The organism is Aggregatilinea sp. (assembly GCF_036822615.1).
Taxonomy (GTDB): domain Bacteria; phylum Chloroflexota; class Anaerolineae; order Aggregatilineales; family Aggregatilineaceae; genus Aggregatilinea.
Window position 1 is genome coordinate 1 of the sequence record NZ_DAISHJ010000050.1, and the last position, 19,120, is coordinate 19,120.

Annotated in this window: 19 protein-coding genes; 7 read left to right on the plus strand and 12 right to left on the minus strand. The window is 63.2% G+C overall.

Going from position 1 to position 19,120, the window contains the following annotated elements; genetic code table 11:
• Nucleotides 1–43: 43 nt before the first annotated feature.
• Complete coding sequence (locus V7116_RS14575) at nucleotides 44–1,270, minus strand: mandelate racemase/muconate lactonizing enzyme family protein (protein ID WP_324392671.1); 1,227 nt, start codon at nucleotides 1,268–1,270, stop codon at nucleotides 44–46.
• Between the two features lie 13 nt (nucleotides 1,271–1,283).
• A complete protein-coding gene (locus tag V7116_RS14580) occupies nucleotides 1,284–1,976 on the minus strand; it encodes an RraA family protein (protein ID WP_324392672.1) in 693 nt (230 codons plus the stop codon).
• A 192-nt stretch (nucleotides 1,977–2,168) separates the two neighbouring features.
• On the opposite strand from V7116_RS14580, the gene V7116_RS14585 reads away from it, so the two are divergent.
• From V7116_RS14585 to V7116_RS14615, 7 genes are all read left to right on the plus strand, one after another.
• Nucleotides 2,169–3,185, plus strand: a complete 1,017-nt coding sequence (locus tag V7116_RS14585) for a LacI family DNA-binding transcriptional regulator (protein ID WP_324392673.1) — start codon at nucleotides 2,169–2,171, stop codon at nucleotides 3,183–3,185.
• A gap of 121 nt (nucleotides 3,186–3,306) precedes the next feature.
• Entirely contained in the window at nucleotides 3,307–4,362 is a 1,056-nt protein-coding gene (locus V7116_RS14590; protein WP_324392674.1) for a uroporphyrinogen decarboxylase family protein, read from the plus strand.
• Between the two features lie 102 nt (nucleotides 4,363–4,464).
• Nucleotides 4,465–5,895: an ABC transporter substrate-binding protein gene (locus tag V7116_RS14595; RefSeq protein ID WP_324392675.1), complete on the plus strand. Its 1,431-nt coding sequence runs from the start codon at nucleotides 4,465–4,467 to the stop codon at nucleotides 5,893–5,895.
• 126 nt (nucleotides 5,896–6,021) lie between these two features.
• The gene (locus tag V7116_RS14600; protein WP_324392676.1) at nucleotides 6,022–6,972 is read left to right on the plus strand and encodes a carbohydrate ABC transporter permease; all 951 of its coding nucleotides are present in this window, start codon (nucleotides 6,022–6,024) and stop codon (nucleotides 6,970–6,972) included.
• Entirely contained in the window at nucleotides 6,969–7,790 is an 822-nt protein-coding gene (locus V7116_RS14605; protein WP_324392677.1) for a carbohydrate ABC transporter permease, read from the plus strand. Before V7116_RS14600 ends, V7116_RS14605 begins: the two co-directional genes overlap by 4 nt.
• A gap of 69 nt (nucleotides 7,791–7,859) precedes the next feature.
• Nucleotides 7,860–9,389, plus strand: a complete 1,530-nt coding sequence (locus V7116_RS14610) for an alpha-amylase family glycosyl hydrolase (RefSeq protein ID WP_324392678.1) — start codon at nucleotides 7,860–7,862, stop codon at nucleotides 9,387–9,389.
• Nucleotides 9,390–9,458: 69 nt separating this feature from the next.
• Complete coding sequence (locus V7116_RS14615) at nucleotides 9,459–9,884, plus strand: hypothetical protein (RefSeq protein ID WP_324392679.1); 426 nt, start codon at nucleotides 9,459–9,461, stop codon at nucleotides 9,882–9,884.
• Nucleotides 9,885–9,974: 90 nt separating this feature from the next.
• Here V7116_RS14615 and phoU read toward each other — a convergent pair whose 3' ends face one another.
• The 10 genes from phoU to V7116_RS14665 form a co-directional block, all read right to left on the minus strand.
• A complete protein-coding gene (gene phoU / locus V7116_RS14620) occupies nucleotides 9,975–10,661 on the minus strand; it encodes a phosphate signaling complex protein PhoU (RefSeq protein ID WP_324392680.1) in 687 nt (228 codons plus the stop codon).
• 124 nt (nucleotides 10,662–10,785) lie between these two features.
• On the minus strand, nucleotides 10,786–11,541 hold the full coding sequence (gene pstB, locus V7116_RS14625; RefSeq protein WP_324392681.1) for a phosphate ABC transporter ATP-binding protein PstB: 756 nt from the start codon (nucleotides 11,539–11,541) through the stop codon (nucleotides 10,786–10,788).
• Nucleotides 11,541–12,299, minus strand: a complete 759-nt coding sequence (locus tag V7116_RS14630; protein ID WP_324392682.1) for a phosphate ABC transporter ATP-binding protein — start codon at nucleotides 12,297–12,299, stop codon at nucleotides 11,541–11,543. The genes pstB and V7116_RS14630 overlap by 1 nt, the downstream gene beginning before the upstream one ends.
• A gap of 6 nt (nucleotides 12,300–12,305) precedes the next feature.
• Nucleotides 12,306–13,151 carry a phosphate ABC transporter permease PstA gene (gene pstA, locus V7116_RS14635; RefSeq protein ID WP_324392683.1) on the minus strand — a complete coding sequence of 282 codons (846 nt, stop codon included), beginning with the start codon at nucleotides 13,149–13,151 and terminating at the stop codon, nucleotides 12,306–12,308.
• A 2-nt stretch (nucleotides 13,152–13,153) separates the two neighbouring features.
• Nucleotides 13,154–14,113, minus strand: coding sequence for a phosphate ABC transporter permease subunit PstC (gene pstC / locus V7116_RS14640; protein WP_324392684.1), 960 nt, complete (start codon nucleotides 14,111–14,113; stop codon nucleotides 13,154–13,156).
• A gap of 3 nt (nucleotides 14,114–14,116) precedes the next feature.
• Nucleotides 14,117–15,037 (minus strand): phosphate ABC transporter substrate-binding protein, encoded by a 921-nt coding sequence (locus V7116_RS14645; RefSeq protein ID WP_324392685.1) that lies wholly within the window; start codon nucleotides 15,035–15,037, stop codon nucleotides 14,117–14,119.
• 330 nt (nucleotides 15,038–15,367) lie between these two features.
• Nucleotides 15,368–16,216 (minus strand): polyphosphate kinase 2, encoded by an 849-nt coding sequence (gene ppk2, locus V7116_RS14650; RefSeq protein WP_324392686.1) that lies wholly within the window; start codon nucleotides 16,214–16,216, stop codon nucleotides 15,368–15,370.
• A 228-nt stretch (nucleotides 16,217–16,444) separates the two neighbouring features.
• Nucleotides 16,445–16,912, minus strand: a complete 468-nt coding sequence (locus V7116_RS14655) for a hypothetical protein (RefSeq protein WP_324392687.1) — start codon at nucleotides 16,910–16,912, stop codon at nucleotides 16,445–16,447.
• Between the two features lie 91 nt (nucleotides 16,913–17,003).
• Nucleotides 17,004–18,428 carry a sensor histidine kinase gene (locus V7116_RS14660; RefSeq protein WP_324392688.1) on the minus strand — a complete coding sequence of 475 codons (1,425 nt, stop codon included), beginning with the start codon at nucleotides 18,426–18,428 and terminating at the stop codon, nucleotides 17,004–17,006.
• On the minus strand, nucleotides 18,421–19,104 hold the full coding sequence (locus tag V7116_RS14665; RefSeq protein WP_324392689.1) for a response regulator transcription factor: 684 nt from the start codon (nucleotides 19,102–19,104) through the stop codon (nucleotides 18,421–18,423). Before V7116_RS14665 ends, V7116_RS14660 begins: the two co-directional genes overlap by 8 nt.
• Nucleotides 19,105–19,120: the final 16 nt, after the last annotated feature.

Genomic DNA, 19,120 nt, shown 5'->3' on the forward strand with positions numbered 1-19,120 from the left:
CACCTTGCCTTCCAGCGAAAAGACCGGGCCAGCGTCCATCCCGCTACCTTTCGCCGAACCACGCGGAACCGGGCAGCCGGTGGCGTTTACCGACTGTCTCATCCAGTTCGATGCCGAAGCCGGGAGCGTCCGGCGGGCGCACCCAGCCGGGCCGGAACCAGTCCGTTGTGCCACCCTGCACGAGATCGTGGAAGAACGGCACGTCGTGGGCGTGGAACTCGCATACCAGCAGGTTCGGGACCGTCACGCCGACGTGCGCACTGGCCATCAGCGCCAGCGGACTGCCGATCATGTGCGGCGCAAAGGGTTTATTGGCCGCTGCGCACAGATCCGCGATCTTTTTCGCCTCGGCCAGCCCGCCCGCTTTTTGCAGGTCCGGCGTGAGGATGTCGCACAGGTCCTCCACGATCAGGTCCCAGAAACCCTGCCGGAGCTGCAAGTTTTCGCCTGTAGCGACCGGCGTGATCTTATGCTGGCGCAGGTAGGCCAGCGACGCCTTGTCGTGCGGCGGGACCGGATCTTCCAGCCACAGCAGCCGCAGCGGTTCCAGCAGCCGCGCGACCTGCAGGATCTCGTTGGGGCGGTAGCGCCAGTGCGCGTCGAAAGCCAGATCGACTTCCGGCCCGACCGCGTCGCGGATCGCCGCCGCCAGCCCGACCATCCAGTCGATGTCGCGCGCGGACAGGCTGTAGCCCGACGCCTGATCGAAGGTGCTGCCGGGCAGGTCCAGGTCGAACTTGAGCGCGGTATAGCCCAGCGCGGCCATCTCCTGCGCGCGCTGCGCCGAGGCGCGGATAACCTCGCCCGGCGGCAGATCATCCTCACACGGGGTGGTCTCCCATGCGGGCGGCGTCGGCTGGAGCAGCGGCGAGAGGCATTCGAGCGCGCCTGCCGCGTGACAGTCCAGATAGATGCGCACCTCGTCGCGGAACTTGCCGCCGAGCAACTGCCATACCGGCAGGCCGAAGTATTTGCCCTTCAGGTCCCACAACGCCGCCTCGATGCCGGTGATCGCGTTCCAGATGATGCCGCCCGTTGAGCCGGTGCCCGACGCGGCCCAACGCATCTTTTCGACCAGCCGCTCGATTGCCGTGAAGTCCTCCCCGACTAAAATGCTCTCGAACTCCTGCACGATCTCCGGCAGGCCGGGCGCGAAGAAACATTCGCCCGTGCCGTACAGCCCGCCGTCGAGATCGCTGTACACACGCACGTATGTCCAGTGAAAATTGGCCTGCACGACTGCCGTTTTAAGGCCGGTGATTTTGGGCATGATGGTCGCTCCCCTACATGATGCCGAACTGCGCAAAGGCGTCGGTCGCGCTCATGCCGGACTCGATCGCCTGCTTCACGCGCTGCTCGCCGCGCGCCTTTTCCAGCGCGCCGCGAAAGGCTTCTTCCTCCGCTTCGCGCGGGATGACGCACACGCCGTCGCGGTCGCCGTAGAGGATGTCGCCGGGCCGGACGAGCGCCCCCCCGATCTCGATTGGCACGCGGAAATCGATCACCTTGCCACGCGGCCCCTGGTCCTGGGCGTACCCCCCGGCGGAAAAGGTGGGGAAGTCCAGCGCGAGGATCTGGTCCGTATCGCGCGAGTAGCCGTCCACGACCGCGCCTGCCGCTTTCAGGTGGATCGCGCGGGTGCTCATCAGGCCGCCCCACAGCGCGTAACGCGGCGACGCGCCCGTGCAGACGTACACCTCGTTGGGGCGCAAATCGTCCAGCGCGCGGAACATCAGCCCGAACGCCTGCCCCATGACCGGGTTGGCGGGGTCCGGCGACACCTCTGCGAACACGTCCGCTTCCAGCACGGGCATCGCCCGCCCGATGACGACCATATCCGGGCGCAGCGGTTTGAGGTGCGGCGGCAAAAACTGGTGCAGCAGGCCCATCTTGTCCATCACGTCGCCGACCACTGCCGTAAACAATTCGCGGCGCGCGAGATCAAACAGTTCTTCGTCGGAGGTCCATAAGTTCATTCGCGCTTCGTCTCCGTTTCGGGCGGATTCCGGCTCAAAAAACGTGTTGGGGCGAGTTCCTTGACAAGGGCGCGCGTCCTGGCATATGATGAAACCAGTGAATGACAGCGCTGTCATAAACTTAGCATAAATCGAGACAGCGCGAATGTCAACGTGATGCAGTGCTCGAAAATGGCTTAGAAGGGGTTCCTGTTGTCCGTCACGCTTTCCGATGTCGCGCGCCGTGCTGGCGTCTCGATGAAGACCGTTTCTCGCGTTATCAACAACGAGGAACGCGTTGCGGAGACCACGCGCGAAAAAGTCATGGCTGCCATTCACGACCTGGGCTACGTGCCCAACGTCTGGGCGCAGCGGCTGGCGCGCGGGCATTCGGGCCTGATCGGCCTGCTGATGTACGACGCGACCCCGGCCTACATCATGAACGTGATGAACGGGCTGATGGATATCGGTGACTTGACGGGCTACCGCATCAGCCTGTACCGGCTCAACGTGCACGATCCGCAGGAAGTGGAGCAGGTGATCGGCTTCGCGGCGCAGCGGCGCGTGGAGGCCTTCGTCTTCACCCCGCCGTGCGACAACTCGGCCACCCTGGTCCGCGCGCTGCAAGAACTCAAGTTCCCGTTCGTCCAGTTGACGCCCCACGAACGGTGCAGCGGCTGCGCGTGGGTGTCCAGCAGTGACGAATCTGGCTCCTATCAGGCGGCGCAGCACCTGATCGAGTTGGGGCACACGCGCATCGGCTTCATCAAAGGGAACCAGGATCACATCGCCAGCCGCGATCGGCTGCAAGGCTACCGGCGCGCGATGGCCGATCATGGGCTGGCTGTGGACGAAGACCTGCTGCGGCAGGGCGATTGGGAGTTCGAGACGGGCCTGGACTGCGCGCGGGCTCTGCTGGACCTGCCCGATCCGCCCACGGCGATCATGGCCGCCAACGACGACACCGCGGCAGGTGTCATTCAGGCGGTATGGGAGCGCGGCTTGACATGTCCCGACGATCTCTCGGTGATCGGCTACGACGACGTGCCGCTCGCCCGACAGGTGACGCCGCCGTTGACCACCGTCCGCCAACCGATTTACGATATCGCCACCACTGCCATGTCGATGCTGGTCGAGAAGCTGATTCCCGGCCTTGCGACCGAAACCGCCGTCGAAGTTCCCAGCCAGTTTATCCAGCGTCACTCAACCGGTCCGCTCAAGAGAGGCTAGCTTTACGGTCAGGGCGCGTCAGCACGTGCGAACCTTTGTTATATGATATGACAGCGCTGTCATATAAACCGTTTCCAAGAATGCCCGGTTTCTTACTTCTTTATCTGAAAGACTTGCTGCTATGTCTGAGTCACTCACTTCTCTGGAACGAACCCTGCTCACCCTGGAAGGTAAACTGCCCGACCGCGTGCCGGTGGACCTGCACAACTTCCAGATGACGGCGCGCCTCATGGGCGCGACCTCCTTCGCGGACTTTTACCGCGATGGTGACGCAATGGCCGAGGGCCAGATCAAAGCCTGGGAGCGCTTCGGCCACGACGTGCTGATCGTTGAGAACGGCACGGCGGCGCTGGCCGAGGCGTGTGGCGTGCATGTGATCTACCAGGACGACGCCGCGCCGGTCGCCAAAGAGCCTGCCATCAAGAGCCTCGACGACGTGGACTCGCTGGTCGTGCCCGATCCATACAGCATCCCGGTGCTGGCCGAAAACCTGAAGGCCACGCGCCGCGTGGTCGAGGCCATCGGGGATCGGGCGTTCATCATCGGGCGCGGCGACCAGGGGCCGTTCAGCCTTGCCAGCGAGATTCGCGGCATGAGCGACTTTATGGTCGATCTCGCGCTGGGCGAACAGCCGGAGAAAATCCACCGCCTGCTCGACTTCTGCCGCGAGGTCGCCTATCGCTACATGCTGGCGCAGATCGAGCAGGGCGCACACTGCACCTCGATCGGCGATTCGCCCTCCGGCCCCGACGTGATCTCGCCCCGGTTCTACCGCGAATACGCCTACCCGCACGTCAAGCGGCTGGTGGACGACCTGAAGGCGCAGGGCGTGCGCGTCGCCTACCACATCTGCGGCAACTCCACGCCGATCATCGAGGAGATGGTCAGCACGGGGGCCACGATCGTGGAGATCGATCAAAAAGCGGATCTGCACCGGTCGAAGGCCGCCGCGCAGGGCAAAACTACGCTGCTTGGCCCGGTCGATCCCAGCGGTGTGCTCGCCAACGGCACGCCCGACGACGTGACGGCCAAAGCCTGCGAAGCGCTGGAGATCCTCGCGCCGGGCGGCGGCTTTATCCTCGGCCCCGGTTGCGCGCTCCCGGCCACTACTCCCGACGAAAACATCGACGCGCTGATCGACGCGGCCCGGTGTTATGGCCGCTACGACCGCCGTTAACTCGCTGTTCACGCGGTAAGCACTGAAGGAGGCATGCTCTCGACCACTGCCCTGCCCGTCCCGTTCAAAAGTGTTCAGTTCAATTCATAGGAGGCTCGAAACATGTTACGGAAGAAATGGCTCTCGCTGATTCTGGTCGCCGTGATGGCGCTCGGAACGGCCCCACTGGTCAGCGCGCAGGGTGACGGCGATCTCGGTTTGCCGCTGCTCGAAGCTCAGCCCGAAGACGTGCAGGCATACTACCTGCCGGATGGTGAGCAGTTCCAGGGCAAGTCGCTCAACGTCGTCATCAACTCCACCTTCCTGGAAACCAACCCGGAACCGCTGGAGATGGGTAAGGCCAAGTTCGAGGAACTGACTGGCGCGACGATCAACTACATCCCGCTGCCCGAAAACCAGCTTTACGATCAGGTCCGCCTGGAACTGGCCGTCGAGTCGGGCGCGTACGATATGGTGCACACGGGCGCGGGCGGCGCGATGGACTTCGGTCTGGCCGGGTTCCTGGTTCCGCTGCCGGTGCCGCCGGATGTCGATGACTTCTTTGCCGCGGACGTGGATCAGTACTCCGCTGGCGACGTGCTCTACGGTCTGCCGATGGTGGCGGATACGAACATCCTCTACTGGCGCACGGACCTGTTCGAAGCTGCCGGACTCGATCCCGCCGATCCGCCGGAGACCTACGACGAGCTGCGCGACTACGCGCTCAAGCTGACCACCGACGCCAACGGCAACCACCCCGGTGACGAAGGCTTCGATCCCGATAACATCGACGTTTACGGGCTGGCGTTCAAGGGCGTCGCCGGGCTGGCGAGCACCTGGGAATGGTACAACTACCTGTTTGCGTTCGGCGGCGACGTGTTCGATGCTGACTATAATGTGACCATCGACTCGCCCGAAGCGATCGCCTCGCTGCAGTGGGTTGTGGACAACCTGCGCGAATACCACATCTATCCCGCCGACACGACGACCTACGACTACACCGAGTTCCATACGCTGTTCATCCAGGGCCGCGTGGCGATGGCGATCAACTGGCCGTACATGTACAACATGGCCCAGGACCCAGCGCAGTCCGAGATCGTGGATAAGGTCGCCATTGGCCGCAAGCCCGCCCAGGCGACGCACGGCGGCGAGATCGGCGGCTGGTCGTGGAACGTCTTCCAGATGAGCCAGAACCAGGACCTTGCGATCGCATTCGCCAAGTTCATGAGCGGCCCCGACATCTCGCTGGCCTTTGCCGAAGGCGGCAACGTGCCCGTGCGGAAGTCCGTTGCGGCCATCATGACCGAACAGGACCCGGTGCTCTACGGCGCGATCGCCGCGAACCAGGCCGACGGGAAGTCGATCGGCTTCATCGAGACCGGCCCGTCGTGGACGCCCATCGAGCAGGTGCTGTCGCAGGCCATTCAGGAAGCGCTGATCGGTGATAAGGATGCCGAAACCGCGCTGAAGGATGCGAAGGCCGACATCGAAGAAATTCTGGACGATGACGGCTTCTACGAAGAAATCCTGCCGCAGCTTCTTCCGGCGCAGTAGCCTTGCGCGCCTGAGCCGCTAAACGGCATTCGGGGGAGAGCAGGCCGGTGAAGGTCATCGGGGTCTGCTCTCCCACCGGGCCGCGCTCGCCTGTTCTCAAAGCACAAGTTGAAGTGGATTAGGACCGTGAACTTAAAACACGCTTCTCCGGCCACAACCGCACTTACCGGCGCGCAGCGCACGCCGTCGCCCCAGCGGTGGCACCTCAGCAATGGCACCTATGGATTTCTGCTGGTGCTGCCCGCGCTGTTGATCATGCTGGCGGTGTTCATCTACCCGATGGCGTATTCGGCCTATACCAGCTTCCGCGATTTCGAGCTGACGCGCCCCGACCGGGCCGAGTTCAACGGGCTGGAAAATTACCGGAACGTCTTGCAGGACGAGGAGTTCCATCACGCCTTTACCAACACGGTGAAGTATGTGGGCATCGCGGTCCCGACCGAGTTTGCGCTGGGTCTGATCCTGGCGATGGCGCTGGCGACCATCGGGCGCGGGCGCTCGATCCTGCGCACGCTGCTGATCATCCCCATGATGCTCGCGCCGGTGGCGATGGGGCTGATGTGGAAATTTATGTACAACGACGAGCTGGGCATCATCAACCACCTGCTGCGGCTGCTGGGCAGCGAGCGCCCGCCGCTGTGGCTGGCCGATCCCGGTTACTCGCTGTACAGCATCATCATCGTGGAAATCTGGGCGACCGTGCCGATTTTCATCCTGCTGCTGCTGGCAGGGCTGCTTTCCATCCCCAGTGAATATTACGAGGCGGCCAAGATCGACGGAGCGAGCGCGCTGAAGTCGTTCCGTTACATCACGCTGCCCATGCTCCAGCCGGTGATCCTGGTCGCGCTGCTGTTACGCGGCATGGACGCTTTCCGCGTGTTCGACATCGTGTTCGTGTTGACCAAAGGCGGTCCGGCGCTGCGCAGCGACGTGCTGTCCTATTACGTCTACCGCGCCGCGTTCGTTGGGCGCGACTTCGGTGAAGCGACCGCCGCCGCCTGGATCATGATCCTCGTGCTGCTGGCGTGCGGGGTGGGACTGGTCGGCCTGATGCGCCGTCAGGGAGGCTCGCTGTGAGAACGCCGCGCCGGTACCTGATCCTCAGCTACGGCCTGATCATTGCCGCGATCCTTATTTTCCTGTTTCCGATCGTGTGGCTGGTGCTCAGCTCGCTCAAGCCGCCCGCCGACGTGCTGAAGATTTCGCTGCCCACCGATCCGACGCTGCAAAATTACCGCGACGTGCTGCACCAGTTTCCGGTAGGGCGCTACCTGGGGAACAGCCTCAAGCTCGCCGCTGCGTCCACGCTGGTCTCGCTGACGACCGGGGCGCTGGCGGGGTACGGCCTGTCGCACTACCGTTTCAAGGCGCGCACGCCGCTGCTGTTGATGACGCTGCTGATGCGCACCATCCCCGGCGTGGCGCTGGGCATCCCGCTGTTCTGGCTGTTCACGCGCGTCGGCTTGAAGAACACGTTCATGGGCATCACCCTGGCGCACACCGCGATCCAGCTCCCGCTGGTGATCTGGATCATGCTCGGCTTCTTCGAGGACATCCCGCGCGAGCTGTCGGAAGCGGGGCAGGTGGACGGCTGCAACCGGCTGACGGTGCTGTATCACGTCGTGCTGCCGCTGGCCGCGCCGGGCATGGCCGTCGCCGCGATCTTCTCGTTCCTGACGAGCTGGAACAATTTCGACCTGTCGCTGATGCTGAACTCCGCGCCGCAAGCGCTGACGATGCCGGTCGGCATGTCGCAGATGAATTTGCTCTATGGCATCCGGTGGGACAGCCTGTCCGCCGCGTCGGTGATGTACATCGTGCCGACCATCCTGCTGGCTCTCATGCTCCAGCGCTACATCGTGCGCGGGCTGACGGCGGGCGCGGTCAAAGGCTGAGTTTGTGACGTAGACGTTCTTTGAAGTGACAGCCAACGTGATATTCCCTATCGCATAAGGATATGTGACATGACGAGCACCTCGCGCCCGGCCCGCTATCCCGATTCGCCCGCATGGACGAAAGACCTGATCATCTACGAGATCGCGACGAAGGGCTTCACGTCGCCGGACGGCCCCGAAAGCGGCACCTTCCGCAACCTGGAAGCGAAACTGCCTTACCTGCACGACCTGGGCATCAACGCGATCTGGCTGACCGGCCATTCGTGGTCCGACCCCCGGCACTTCTACAACATCTGGACGCAGTACGCGACTATCGATCCCGGCGTCATCGATCCCTCGCTTGGCACGGAGCAGGACTTCAAAGACATGATCGCGTCCGCGCACGAGCAGGGCATCCGCGTGTTCCTGGACGTGATCACGCACGGCGTGATGAAAGACAGCCCGCTTGTGGCCGCGCATCCCGACTGGTTCCGGGGCGAAAGCTGGGGCATGACCGACTACGACTTCGACGCGGGCATCCCCGAGCTGGAGCAGTGGTGGGTGGACGTGTGGACGCGCTATGCGGTCGAGTTCGGCGTGGACGGCTTCCGGCTCGATCTCGGCCTGCGCCGCCCCGACCTGTGGGCACGGATTCGCGCGAACGCCGCCGCAGTGGGCCACCCGATCGTGCTGATCAACGAGACGGAATACGCGCACACGGTCGAATGGGTGATCGCGTCCGGCCTGAAGACCGTGCCCACCGAAGACGAGTTCCTGGGCCTGATCGACTTCGCCCAGCGCGACAGCGTGCACCTGCTCGATCCGCACCACAAGATCGAGTTCGAGCCGCTGCACGACTATGGCCGCGCGCACATGTGGACGGTCGAACACTGGGCGCAATGGCTGGATCGCGTCACGGGCGGCGCAGGCGCGGACGGCAGGCTGCAATGGGCATGGCCGTGCGTGCAGTTGAGCTGCCACGACGACGGTTGGGAAGACTTCGCGGGCGATAACCCCTATGTGGCGCAGGGCAGCCGCTTCGTCTGGGGTTACGGCGCGCTGTTTTCGGGCATGGTCCCGATCTTCATGGCGGGCGAAGAATTCGGCGCGGACTACGTGCCGCTGCCCACGCTCTCCCCGCGCCTGTTCGGCGGCGACGATCCCGGCAAGGGGACGTGGCTCTACGGCAGCATGATCCAGTGGGATCAGCTCGACCAGCCGGAACACCGCGCCGTGCTGGACGACGTGACACGCCTGATCGCCATCCGCAAGCAGGAAGCGGCCATCCTCGCCGCGCGGCCCACCTATGCCGAATCGAATCTGCTGCCGGTCGCCTGGGAGAGCGACACCTCCGTTCCGCAGCCCTATCTGCGCTGGGCGGATGGCGCGGCGATCCTGGTCGCGGGGAACCCGTCCACGGACGCCGACGCGACCGTGACCGTCACGCTGCCGCTGGATGACATCGGGTTGGGCGGGCACCGGCTGTACACCGTCACGAACCTGTGGACCGGCATGGCGGAAACGTACACTGGCGCGGATCTGCTGAAGCTGGTGATCGCCATCCCGCGCGACAAGATGCCGGGCGGCGGCCTGCGGCTGCTGAAGATTCAGCCCGCCTGACACGCATCCGGCGCCATCAATCCCACTTCTGAGTCACTTGGAATATATCTGCTGTAGAGAGAGGCAGTTATGATCGCAGCACCCCAACATCTCGTCCAGGTTGGCTTATCGTTCGAACAAACGTACAGGCCCGTGCTGGATTTCGACGGCTGGAAGGTCGCCATGCTGCGCTATTTCGACGTGGTTGCGCCCGAAACCTTCCACCGGGTCGAGCGGCACTGGAATACGAACGAGGTGTTTATCCTGACCGCCGGGGAAGCCGATCTGATCGTGATGGACGGCCAGGATCAGCCGGAGCAGCCCTACGTGATCCCGATGCAGCGCAATGTCGCTTATAACATCCGGCAGTCGGTCTGGCATCACGTCTTGATGTCCCGTGACGCGCACATCGTTTTGTTCGAGCGCAGCGAAACAGGACCGGAGACGACCGATTACGCCGAGCTGGACCCGGCGCTGCTGCGTGAGATCTGCGAGCAAACCCGCGATTTAGGCTGAGGTGGCGGCTTTACGGAGCTGCGAACTGCGTGCCAATCGATAAAAAAAGTGGCGAGCGGAGATGGCTCGCCACTTGCTTTTGCAGGGGACCTAATCGATTGAATCCTGAACGTGGACCTTCATTTCTTCCACGTTGCCCGTCTCGATGTAAACGATGCGCTCGGCCACGTTGACCGCCAGATCGCCGATGCGGTCTAGGTGTTGCGCGGCCCGCAGCACGGCGAACGCTGCCGTGATCTTTTTCTCTTTTTTCGCCTTCAGAATGTCTTCGACGATGTAGTTGACCGTCGAGTCAAAGAGCTTGTCGAGCTGGTCGGCCTGCTCCGGGACCTGCTTGGCCAGGTCCGTGGACTTGGTCGCATACGCTTCCATGCACTGCTGGAGCATGGAGCGCACCAGCTCGCCCATACGGGCAAGCTCGGGCGGACGGCGGCGGCTGGGTTTTGCCAGAATATCCGGGATGGTGTTGGTCAGGTCTTTGGCCTTGTCCCCGATGCGCTCAAGATCCACGATGATGTTCAGCGCCGCAATGATCGCGCGCAGATCCCGCGCGGCGGGCTGCTGGGTTACGATGATCTTGAAGCAGGTTTCTTCGATGGCGAAGCGCTGGGCGTTGACATCGCGGTCAATCGCGGCCACCAGCCGGGCCTGTTCCAGATCCAGCGCCTCGAAAGCGTCGAGCGCCAGCTTCAACTGATTCTCGACCATATTGCCCATGTGCTGCACGCTGGTGCTGAGCTGTTGTAATTCTCGCTCGAATTGTTCTCGCGGTGACATCGTCTTTGCCTCGTATTTCTCACCGTCCCCGGTGCCGGGTGAAATGGTCAGGGTCTCGCACTGCCTGCCGTGTCACCACGTGCCCGCCTGCGATGAGGTCGGGGGCGGGTGACAGCCGTTGTGCCTACCCGCGCCGTCCGGTGATGTAGGACTCGGTCAGTTCTTCTTTGGGCGAGGAAAAGATCTGTTCGGTCTGCCCGAACTCGACCAGCTTTCCCAGCCAGAAGAACCCCGTCTGGTGCGAAACGCGAGCGGCCTGCTGCATGTTGTGCGTTACAATGACAATGGTATAGTCTTTTGCGAGTTTCTGCATCAGGTCTTCAACGTGCAGCGTCGCCACCGGATCGAGCGCGGAACACGGCTCGTCCATCAGGATCACCTCTGGCCGGACGGCGATCGCGCGGCCAATGCACAACCGCTGCTGCTGCCCCGGGTTCAGGTTGAGGGCTGAATCTTTCAGCCGGTGGCGCACCTCACCCCACAGTCCGACGCTTTCCAGGCTTGCCTGAACGATCTCGTCGAGTTCCCCACGCCGGGCTGTGCCCATCACGCGCGGGCCGAACGCCACGTTGTCGTAGATGCTCTGCGGAAACGGGTTGGGCCGCTGGAATACCATCCCGACGCGCTGGCGCAGCTCCACCACATCGACGCCTTCCGCGTAGATGTTCTGGTCGTCCAGCCAGACTTCGCCCTCGGTGTGGACGCTGGGGATGGTGTCGTTCATGCGGTTGAGCGAGCGCAAAAAGGTGGATTTGCCGCAGCCCGAGGGGCCGATCAGGGCGGTGATCTCGTTGGCCTGAATCGGCAGGGTCAGGTCCTTCAGGGCCTGAAACTCGCCGTAGAAAAGGTTGAAGTCGCGCACATCGATCTTGGTTGCCATTACCCGAAACGTCCTGTTACATAGTCTTCCGTACGCTGATCGTGCGGCTTGCCGAAGATCTGCGACACGTCGCCTACTTCGATCACTTCGCCGTCGAGCATGAACGCGGCGTGGGTGGCTACGCGCGCCGCCTGCTGGACGCTGTGCGGCACCATGATGATGGTGTAGCGCTGTTTCAGTTCGTGCAGCGACTCCTCCACCATGCTGGTGGACAGCGGGTCCAGCCCCGAAGTTGGATTGTCCAGGATCAGCACGTCTGGTTCCAGCGCGAGGCTGCGCGCGATGCACAGCCGCTGCTTTTGCCCGCCGGAGAGCGCGAAGGCCGAGTTGTCGAGCCGGTCCTTCACCTCGTCCCACAGCGCCGCCTGCTTCAGCGCGCGCTCGACGCGCTCCTCCCGAAGCACGGCATCGCGGATGCCTGCCATCTTCAGGCCGTAGGTCATATTATCGTGGATGCTGCCCGGCAGCGGCGAGGGCACGGCGAACACCATGCCAATCCGGCGGCGCAGATCCGGGACGTTCACGCCGTGCTCGAAGACGTCCTGCCCGTTGAACCGAATGCTGCCTCGAATCGCGCTGCCTTCGATCAGGTCGGACAGGCGGTTGAACAGCCGCAGCAGCGTCGTTTTGCCGCTGCGCGCCGGGCCAAACAGCACGAAGATCTGCCGGGGCGCGATGTCGAGCGAGACATCTTTGAGCGCTTCCGCGCCGTCGCTGTAGGTGTAATAAACGTGTTCGGCTTGTAGAGCGGGTTGCATCGTGGGTTACCAATCCCGGCGGCGGCGCATGCGCGTCCGTATTACCGTGGCGACGAGGGTCATGGACATGACCAGGATGAGCAGCACCAGCGCCGTGCCATATTGGATCTGGAGCGGCATGCCGGGGACTTGCGTCGCAATGACGTACAGGTGATAGGGCAGCGCCATCGTCTGGTCGGACAGCGACTTGGGCAGTTCGGGCAGGTAGAAGGCCGCCACCGTGAACAAGATCGGCGCGGTTTCGCCCGCCGCCCGGCTGAGACCCAGGATCACGCCCGTGATGATACCCGGCGTGGCGTGCGGCAGCACCTGATGGCGGATGGTCTGCCAGCGCGTCGCGCCGAGGCTCTGGCTCACCGTGCGGAATTCCTGCGGGACGGAGAGGATCGCTTCTTCGGCGGTGCTGATCACGACCGGCAGGGTCATGATGCCCAGCGTCAGTGATCCGGCGGCGATTGACGTGCCGAGGTTGAGGAACAGCACGAACGCGCCCAGCCCGAACAGCCCGTACACGATGGACGGGATGCCCGCCAGGTTGACGATCGCCAGGCGCACCCAGCGCGTGAGACGGTTATCGCCCGCGTATTCGGCCAGGTAGATCGCTGCGCCGATCGCCAACGGGATGCAGACAATGGCCGTGCCCAGCGTCAGGATGATCGTGCCGAGAATGGCGGGCATGATGCCGCCCTGGGTCATGCCGCTGCGCGGGGCGTCGGCCAGAAATGTCCAGCTAATCGCGCCGATGCCTTTGGCGACGATGAACAGAATGACCAGCACGATCGGAATGACGACCAGCGCGGCGGACGCGGTGATGATGGCGACCGCCAGTTTTTGTGTTTGCTGCGGTTTCAATACTACCCTCTCCGTCGCCTGGACGTTTGTCCTACCAGCCGCCCGGCCAGCGAGTTGATGCTGAAGGTAATCAGGAACAGGATGATCCCGATCCCGAACAGGACGTTGTAGTGCAGGCTGCCCTGCGCGACTTCGCCCATTTCGGCGGCGACGGTCGCGGTCAGTGTGCGCACCGGCTGGAGCAGCATGTCGGTCCCAAGCTCCGGGACGTATGCCGCGTTCCCGGTGACCATCATCACGGCCATCGTCTCACCGATCGCGCGCCCGATCCCCAGCATGACGGCCATCATCAGGCCGGAGCTGGCGGCGGGCATCACCACGCGGCGGATGGTCTGCCACTGGGTCGCGCCCATCGCCAGCGCGCCGTCGCGGTACTCCTTCGGCACGGCGTACAGCGCGTCTTCGGAAATGCTGATGATGGTGGGCAGCGCCATGTACGCCAGGATGATCGACCCGCTGAGAGCCGTCAGGCCGGTCGGCGCGCCGAGGTCCTGGAGCAGCGGAGCCAGGGCGATCCAGCCCAGGAAGCCGAGCACGATCGAGGGAATGCCCGCCAGCATTTCGATCAGCGGCTTCAGAATTTCACGCTGCCAGGGTGGGGCGATCTCGCCCAGGTAGATCGCCGTGGTCAGGCCCAGCGGCACGGCGATGATCACCGATCCCGCCGTCACCAGTAGGGAGCCGACGATCAGCGGCCACAGCCCGAACATCCCTTCGATGGGATACCAGCGGCTCCCGAACAGCTCGCGCAGCGGGATGTCGAGGAAGGTTGGCAGGCCTTCGCGGACGAGGAACAGAAAGATGAGCGCCACGATCAGAATGATAAAGATCCCCGTCAGCTTGATCGTGGACTCAATCAGCCACTCAAACCAGTTGCGTTTCAGGTTTTGGGCGATGATCGGTCGCGCGCGCACTACCGCCTCGGCGTATTGGCGCTTGGCTCGTTGTGCCAGGCTTATCATCGGTTACTCCTGCGAAATGGGCACGAAGCCCAGATCGGCGACGATTTGCTGGCCCTCTGGTCCGAGGATCCAGTCCAGGTATTCGGCAATCGCGCCGGTCGGCTCGCCCGCCGTGTAGGTGTACAGGTTGCGGGCCAGGGGGTAGCTGCCGTCGTCCGAGGTTTCGACGCTGGGCAGCACGAAGGGATCGGCGGCGGTCCGGGCGATGGCGATGATCTTTTCGTCCTCGGTGACGTAACCCAGGCCGTCGTAGCCGATGGCGTTGGGGTTGCGCCCGACCTCGCTGGTGATCCCAACGGAGGACGGCATCATCAGGGTCTTGGCGGCGAAGATGTCAGTGTTGTCCGAGTCGCCCTTGCGCACCACTTCTTCGAGGAAGTAAACGTGCGTGCCGGAATTGCTCTCGCGCGAGACGAGGATGATGGGCGCGTCGTTCCCGCCCAAGTCCTGCCAGTTGGTGATCCGCCCGGTGAAGATGTCGGCGAGCTGGTCGATGGTAAGCTGGTCCACCGGGTTGGCCGGATTCACGATGACCGCCAGCGCATCGATGGCGACCACCGTCTCGACCGGCTCGACGCCGTTTTGCTCCGCCGCCGCGATTTCGTCTTCCTTGATTTCGCGCGAAGCGTTGGCGAGATCGACGGTGCCGTTGATCAGCGCCGCGATGCCGGTGCCTGAGCCGCCGCCGGTCACCGCGATGGTCACGGACGGATCGACCTCTCGATACGCCTCAGCCCAGGCTAAGGCCACGTTTAGAAGTGTGTCGGAACCCTTGTTCTGGATGGTTCGAGATGTGCCGGGGGCGTCGTTCGCGGAGTCGTCAGAAGCGCAGGCCGCAAGCGAGAGAGTCAGAATTCCAATGACTCCCCCCAGCAGGAGCCATCTGCGGCGACGCCCACTGGCGCTCCGTTTTCGAAACTGCATGGATACCTCAAAGTGAAAAATGTTTAACGCGATACGTACACAATCCCTAAAAATACCGAACAATAGTTAAGGGAATGGAAAATGCGATCCACCTTCAGGTCAAATTCTCCTTAAAAGAATTTAACCACCCATTAACCTGATTTCTTCCGGCGGTGGAAAAAGGCGTGGAGGCCAATGGAAAGCTCTGCGCGCGGAGGGGTGTGGAACTGGGCAGACAGCGCTCACCTGCCCGGCCCGATTTGAGCGATCCGGCAGGGGGAAGCAGACATATGGCGGGGCGCTGCGCCACATTGCGCGGCGCGGCGATTCAGCGTAAAGCCCGGCTGCCCGCTAGAAGATCTCCGGTACGAACGTCTGATCTTCCATCGGCGGGCGCACATAAGCCACGTTGTCCTGACGCGGGGGCAGAGTTATTGGCTCCGGCGTCAGGTCCTGGTACGGGATCACGCTCAGCAGGTGGCTGATGCAGTTCAGCCGCGCGCGGCGCTTGTCGTCGGCATTGACCACCCACCATGGCGACCACTTCGTGTCGGTGTGGGCGAACATCTCGTCCTTGGCGCGAGAAAACTCGACCCATCGCGCGCGTGATTCCAGGTCCATCGGGCTGAGCTTCCAGCGCTTGGTCGGGTCGTCCAGTCGCGCCTGGAAACGGTATTCCTGTTCGGCGTCGCTCACCGAGAACCAATACTTGAGCAGGATAGTGCCCGACCGGATCAGCATCTGCTCGAACATGGGGCACGATCGCATAAACTCGGCGTACTCGTCGTCCGTGCAGAACCCCATCACCCGTTCGACCCCGGCGCGGTTATACCAACTGCGGTCGAACAGGACCATCTCGCCAGCGGCGGGGAGGTGGGCCACGTAGCGCTGGAAATACCACTGAGTTTTCTCACGCTCAGTGGGCACGCCCAGCGCCACCACCCGCACAACGCGCGGGTTGAGCGGTTCCGTGATGCGCTTGATCACGCCGCCCTTTCCGGCGGCGTCGCGCCCTTCAAAGAGCACAACGACTTTAAGGCCCTTAAACCGGATCCATTCCTGAAGTTTGACCAGCTCGATATGAAGGCGGCGCAGCTCTGCTTCGTACGCGGACTTGGAGAGGGACTTTTTTTCGGCAGTCTTTCCCTCGTCGGGCAAAGACTTGACCTCGGCTTTGGACGGCTTGCCATTCTTGCTCATGGCCTGCTCCTGTAGCTGTTCACGGGCAATCCTTCGGAGGCGGACGATGGGCGTGCGGTGGGATGCCAAGGGCTTTAACTTCTATTATTACACTGATTTCGGGTTTCCAGGCCGGAGAGCGGCTTTGCTCCGGTTCCCGTGGGGCAGGTCACAGGCCCACGCGGGCGGCATTCCCGGCCAAGGATGCCGCCCGCGTGATGTACCCGGATGTGGGGCGTACCGGTGGGATCAGCGGGGGAGTCGCTGCGCGGGGCGCGGCGAGGCAGGAGTGAGGCCGAGAATATGGCGCTTCACGTTTTGCACGATCCACTTACGATGCAGGACGAGGTGAACGACGACGAGGATCAGGGTGAGCATTGCGCTGCCGTGATGCAGACGGTGCATCTGGATGGCCTGGTCGTTCCACAGCAGGGGCGAAATCGCCAGCCCGCTGAAAAAGGCGAGGAACGCCGAAAGCGCCAGGAGCAGGTTCAGCCTGAAGTTGCGGCGCACGACGCCTTGCAGGCTGCGAGGGCCGCGCCGGATGGTGGACTTGATCCAGGCCCAGTGCAGGACCAGATGTATAGCGACAAGCAACAAGGCTGCAAAGCCGATCCACTGGTGGACATCCACGCCGGTCGCGTCCTGGGCTTGCAGCAGGACGAACAGGACAAAGAGGGCAGCATCTGCCCAGAAGTTCACTTTTAGCTTGCTCATTACGGTCACAATCTCCTGTGTGCCAGTCTGTTCCATATATCACAATGGCAGGGGAGATTATGAAAACGATGAGATGTGTTTAAGAATGTTCTTATTTTGCGGGGAAATGGACGGTGAAGACGCTGCCTTGCCCGATTTCGCTGGCGACCGTGATCGTGCCGCCGTGGAGATGCGCGATTTCCTGCGCGATCGCCTGCCCTAACCCCGCGCCGCCCTTATCCGCGCCCTGGGCGGCCCGGCGCGCCCGGTCGGTTTCGACGCGGTAGAAGCGCTCGAACAGGTGCGGGATCTGGTCCGGTGAGATGCCCGGCCCCGTATCTCCAATAGCGACCTCGATCCCGCCCGCGCTGCGTCCCGCGCGGACGGTGATCGTGCCGCCGTGCGGGGTGTACTTGATCGCGTTATCGAGCAGATTCAGGAACAGCCGGATCAGCAGATCCATGCTGCCCTGCACGCTGAGGTCAGGCTCAACGTGGCTGCTGAGAGTCAGGCGCCGGGCTTCGGCCAGCGGAAGAAGCTGATCCTCCAGCACGGCGAGCAGGTCGTTGAGGACGACGGCCTCCGTATCGCGGCGCTGCCTGTCGTAGTCGAGCCGCGCCATGAACAGCAGGTCGCTGCTCAGCCGGATCAGCCGGTCAACCTGCTGTTCGAGGTTTTGCAGCGTTTCGACGTATTCGCCGGGCTTGCGCGGCTGGCTCAACGTCACATCGATGTGACCTTTAAGCGCCGTGAGCGGGGTGCGCAGCTCGTGCGCGGCATCGCCCGTGAAACGCCGCTCGCGCTCGAAGCCCGCTTGCAGGCGCGCGAGCATACCATCGAAGGTCTTTGCCAGCCGCCCCACTTCGTCGTTTGGCCCTTCGTAATTCAGACGCTGGTGGAGGTCGGTGGCATCGATGGACCGCGCGGTCTGCGTCACCTGATCGATCGGGCGCAGCGCGCGCGACGCAAAGAATACGCCGCCCAGCGCCGCCAAGAGGAAGCCCGCCGGGGCAAGCAGACACAGGTGTCCCCGGACGAGGGCGAGGACCTGATCGGGGTCGTACCGCTGGGCAATTTGCAGCCAGCCGATCACCGTGTCGTCGGCGGCAAGAATGGGGTGGTTATAAACGCGCCACGTGTTGTGCTCGTCCCTCCACGGATCGCCGCGCGAGCGGACGGTGAAATAACGCTGCTCGTTGGGCGGCGGAGGCAGTGGGCTGCGCTCGATGCCGAACTGCGCCAGGATGGTGCTTTGATCGGGCGCGAGCAGAACCACAGAAAATTCATCCGCCACGTCGTCCAGCGCGTCGATGTCGTTGAACGCCAGCCCGCTCTCGCCCTGGACGACGTTGGCCGCCGTCCGGTTGGCGACCAGCCGGAGCGCCGTATCCGCCTGGTGACGCAGCCCGACTTCGACGTGATTTTCGAACACCGCCGAAAAGGCCAGCAGCAGCAGCGTAAACGAAAGCAGATACCAGAGCGCGAGCCGGATGCGGATGGGAACGCGCCTGCGCCAGAACCGCACGAGTTTACGCATGGTCCCCGTGCTCGGAAATACAGTAGCCCACGCCGCGTATCGTGTGAATCAGGGGCGCGTCTCCCGCCCGGTCGATTTTGCGCCGTAAATAGCCGATGTAGACATCTACAACGTTCGACTCGTTATAAAAATCGAAGTTCCAGACGTGCTCGCCAATCTGGGTACGGGTCAGAACCTGATTCGGATGCCGCATCAGGTATTCGAGCACGGCATATTCACGGGGACTCAACTCGATCGGGCGGGTCTGGCGGCGGACCTGATGCACGACGGTGTCCATTTCGAGATCGCCTACGATCAGGGTGGTGCCGGTTTGCAGCGGCGGGCGGCGCAGCAGCGCCCGGATGCGGGCCAGCAGCTCGGGGAACGCGAACGGTTTCACGAGGTAATCGTCCGCGCCCGCATCCAGCCCGCTTACCCGGTCATCTACGGTGTCGCGCGCCGTCAGCATGAGGGTCGGGACTTTCAGCCCCTGCCGCCGCGTCTCCCGCAGGACTTCCAGCCCGTCGAGGTAGGGCAGCATGATGTCCAGCACGAGCACGTCGTACTCGGCGGCCAGCGCATAGGCCAGCCCTTCCTGCCCGTCCGAGGCGACATCGACCGCATAGCCCGCCTCGCTCAAGCCCTGCCGTATGAAATTGGCGATGCTGCTCTCGTCTTCAACTACCAGGATACGCATGATGGTGTGCCTTGAG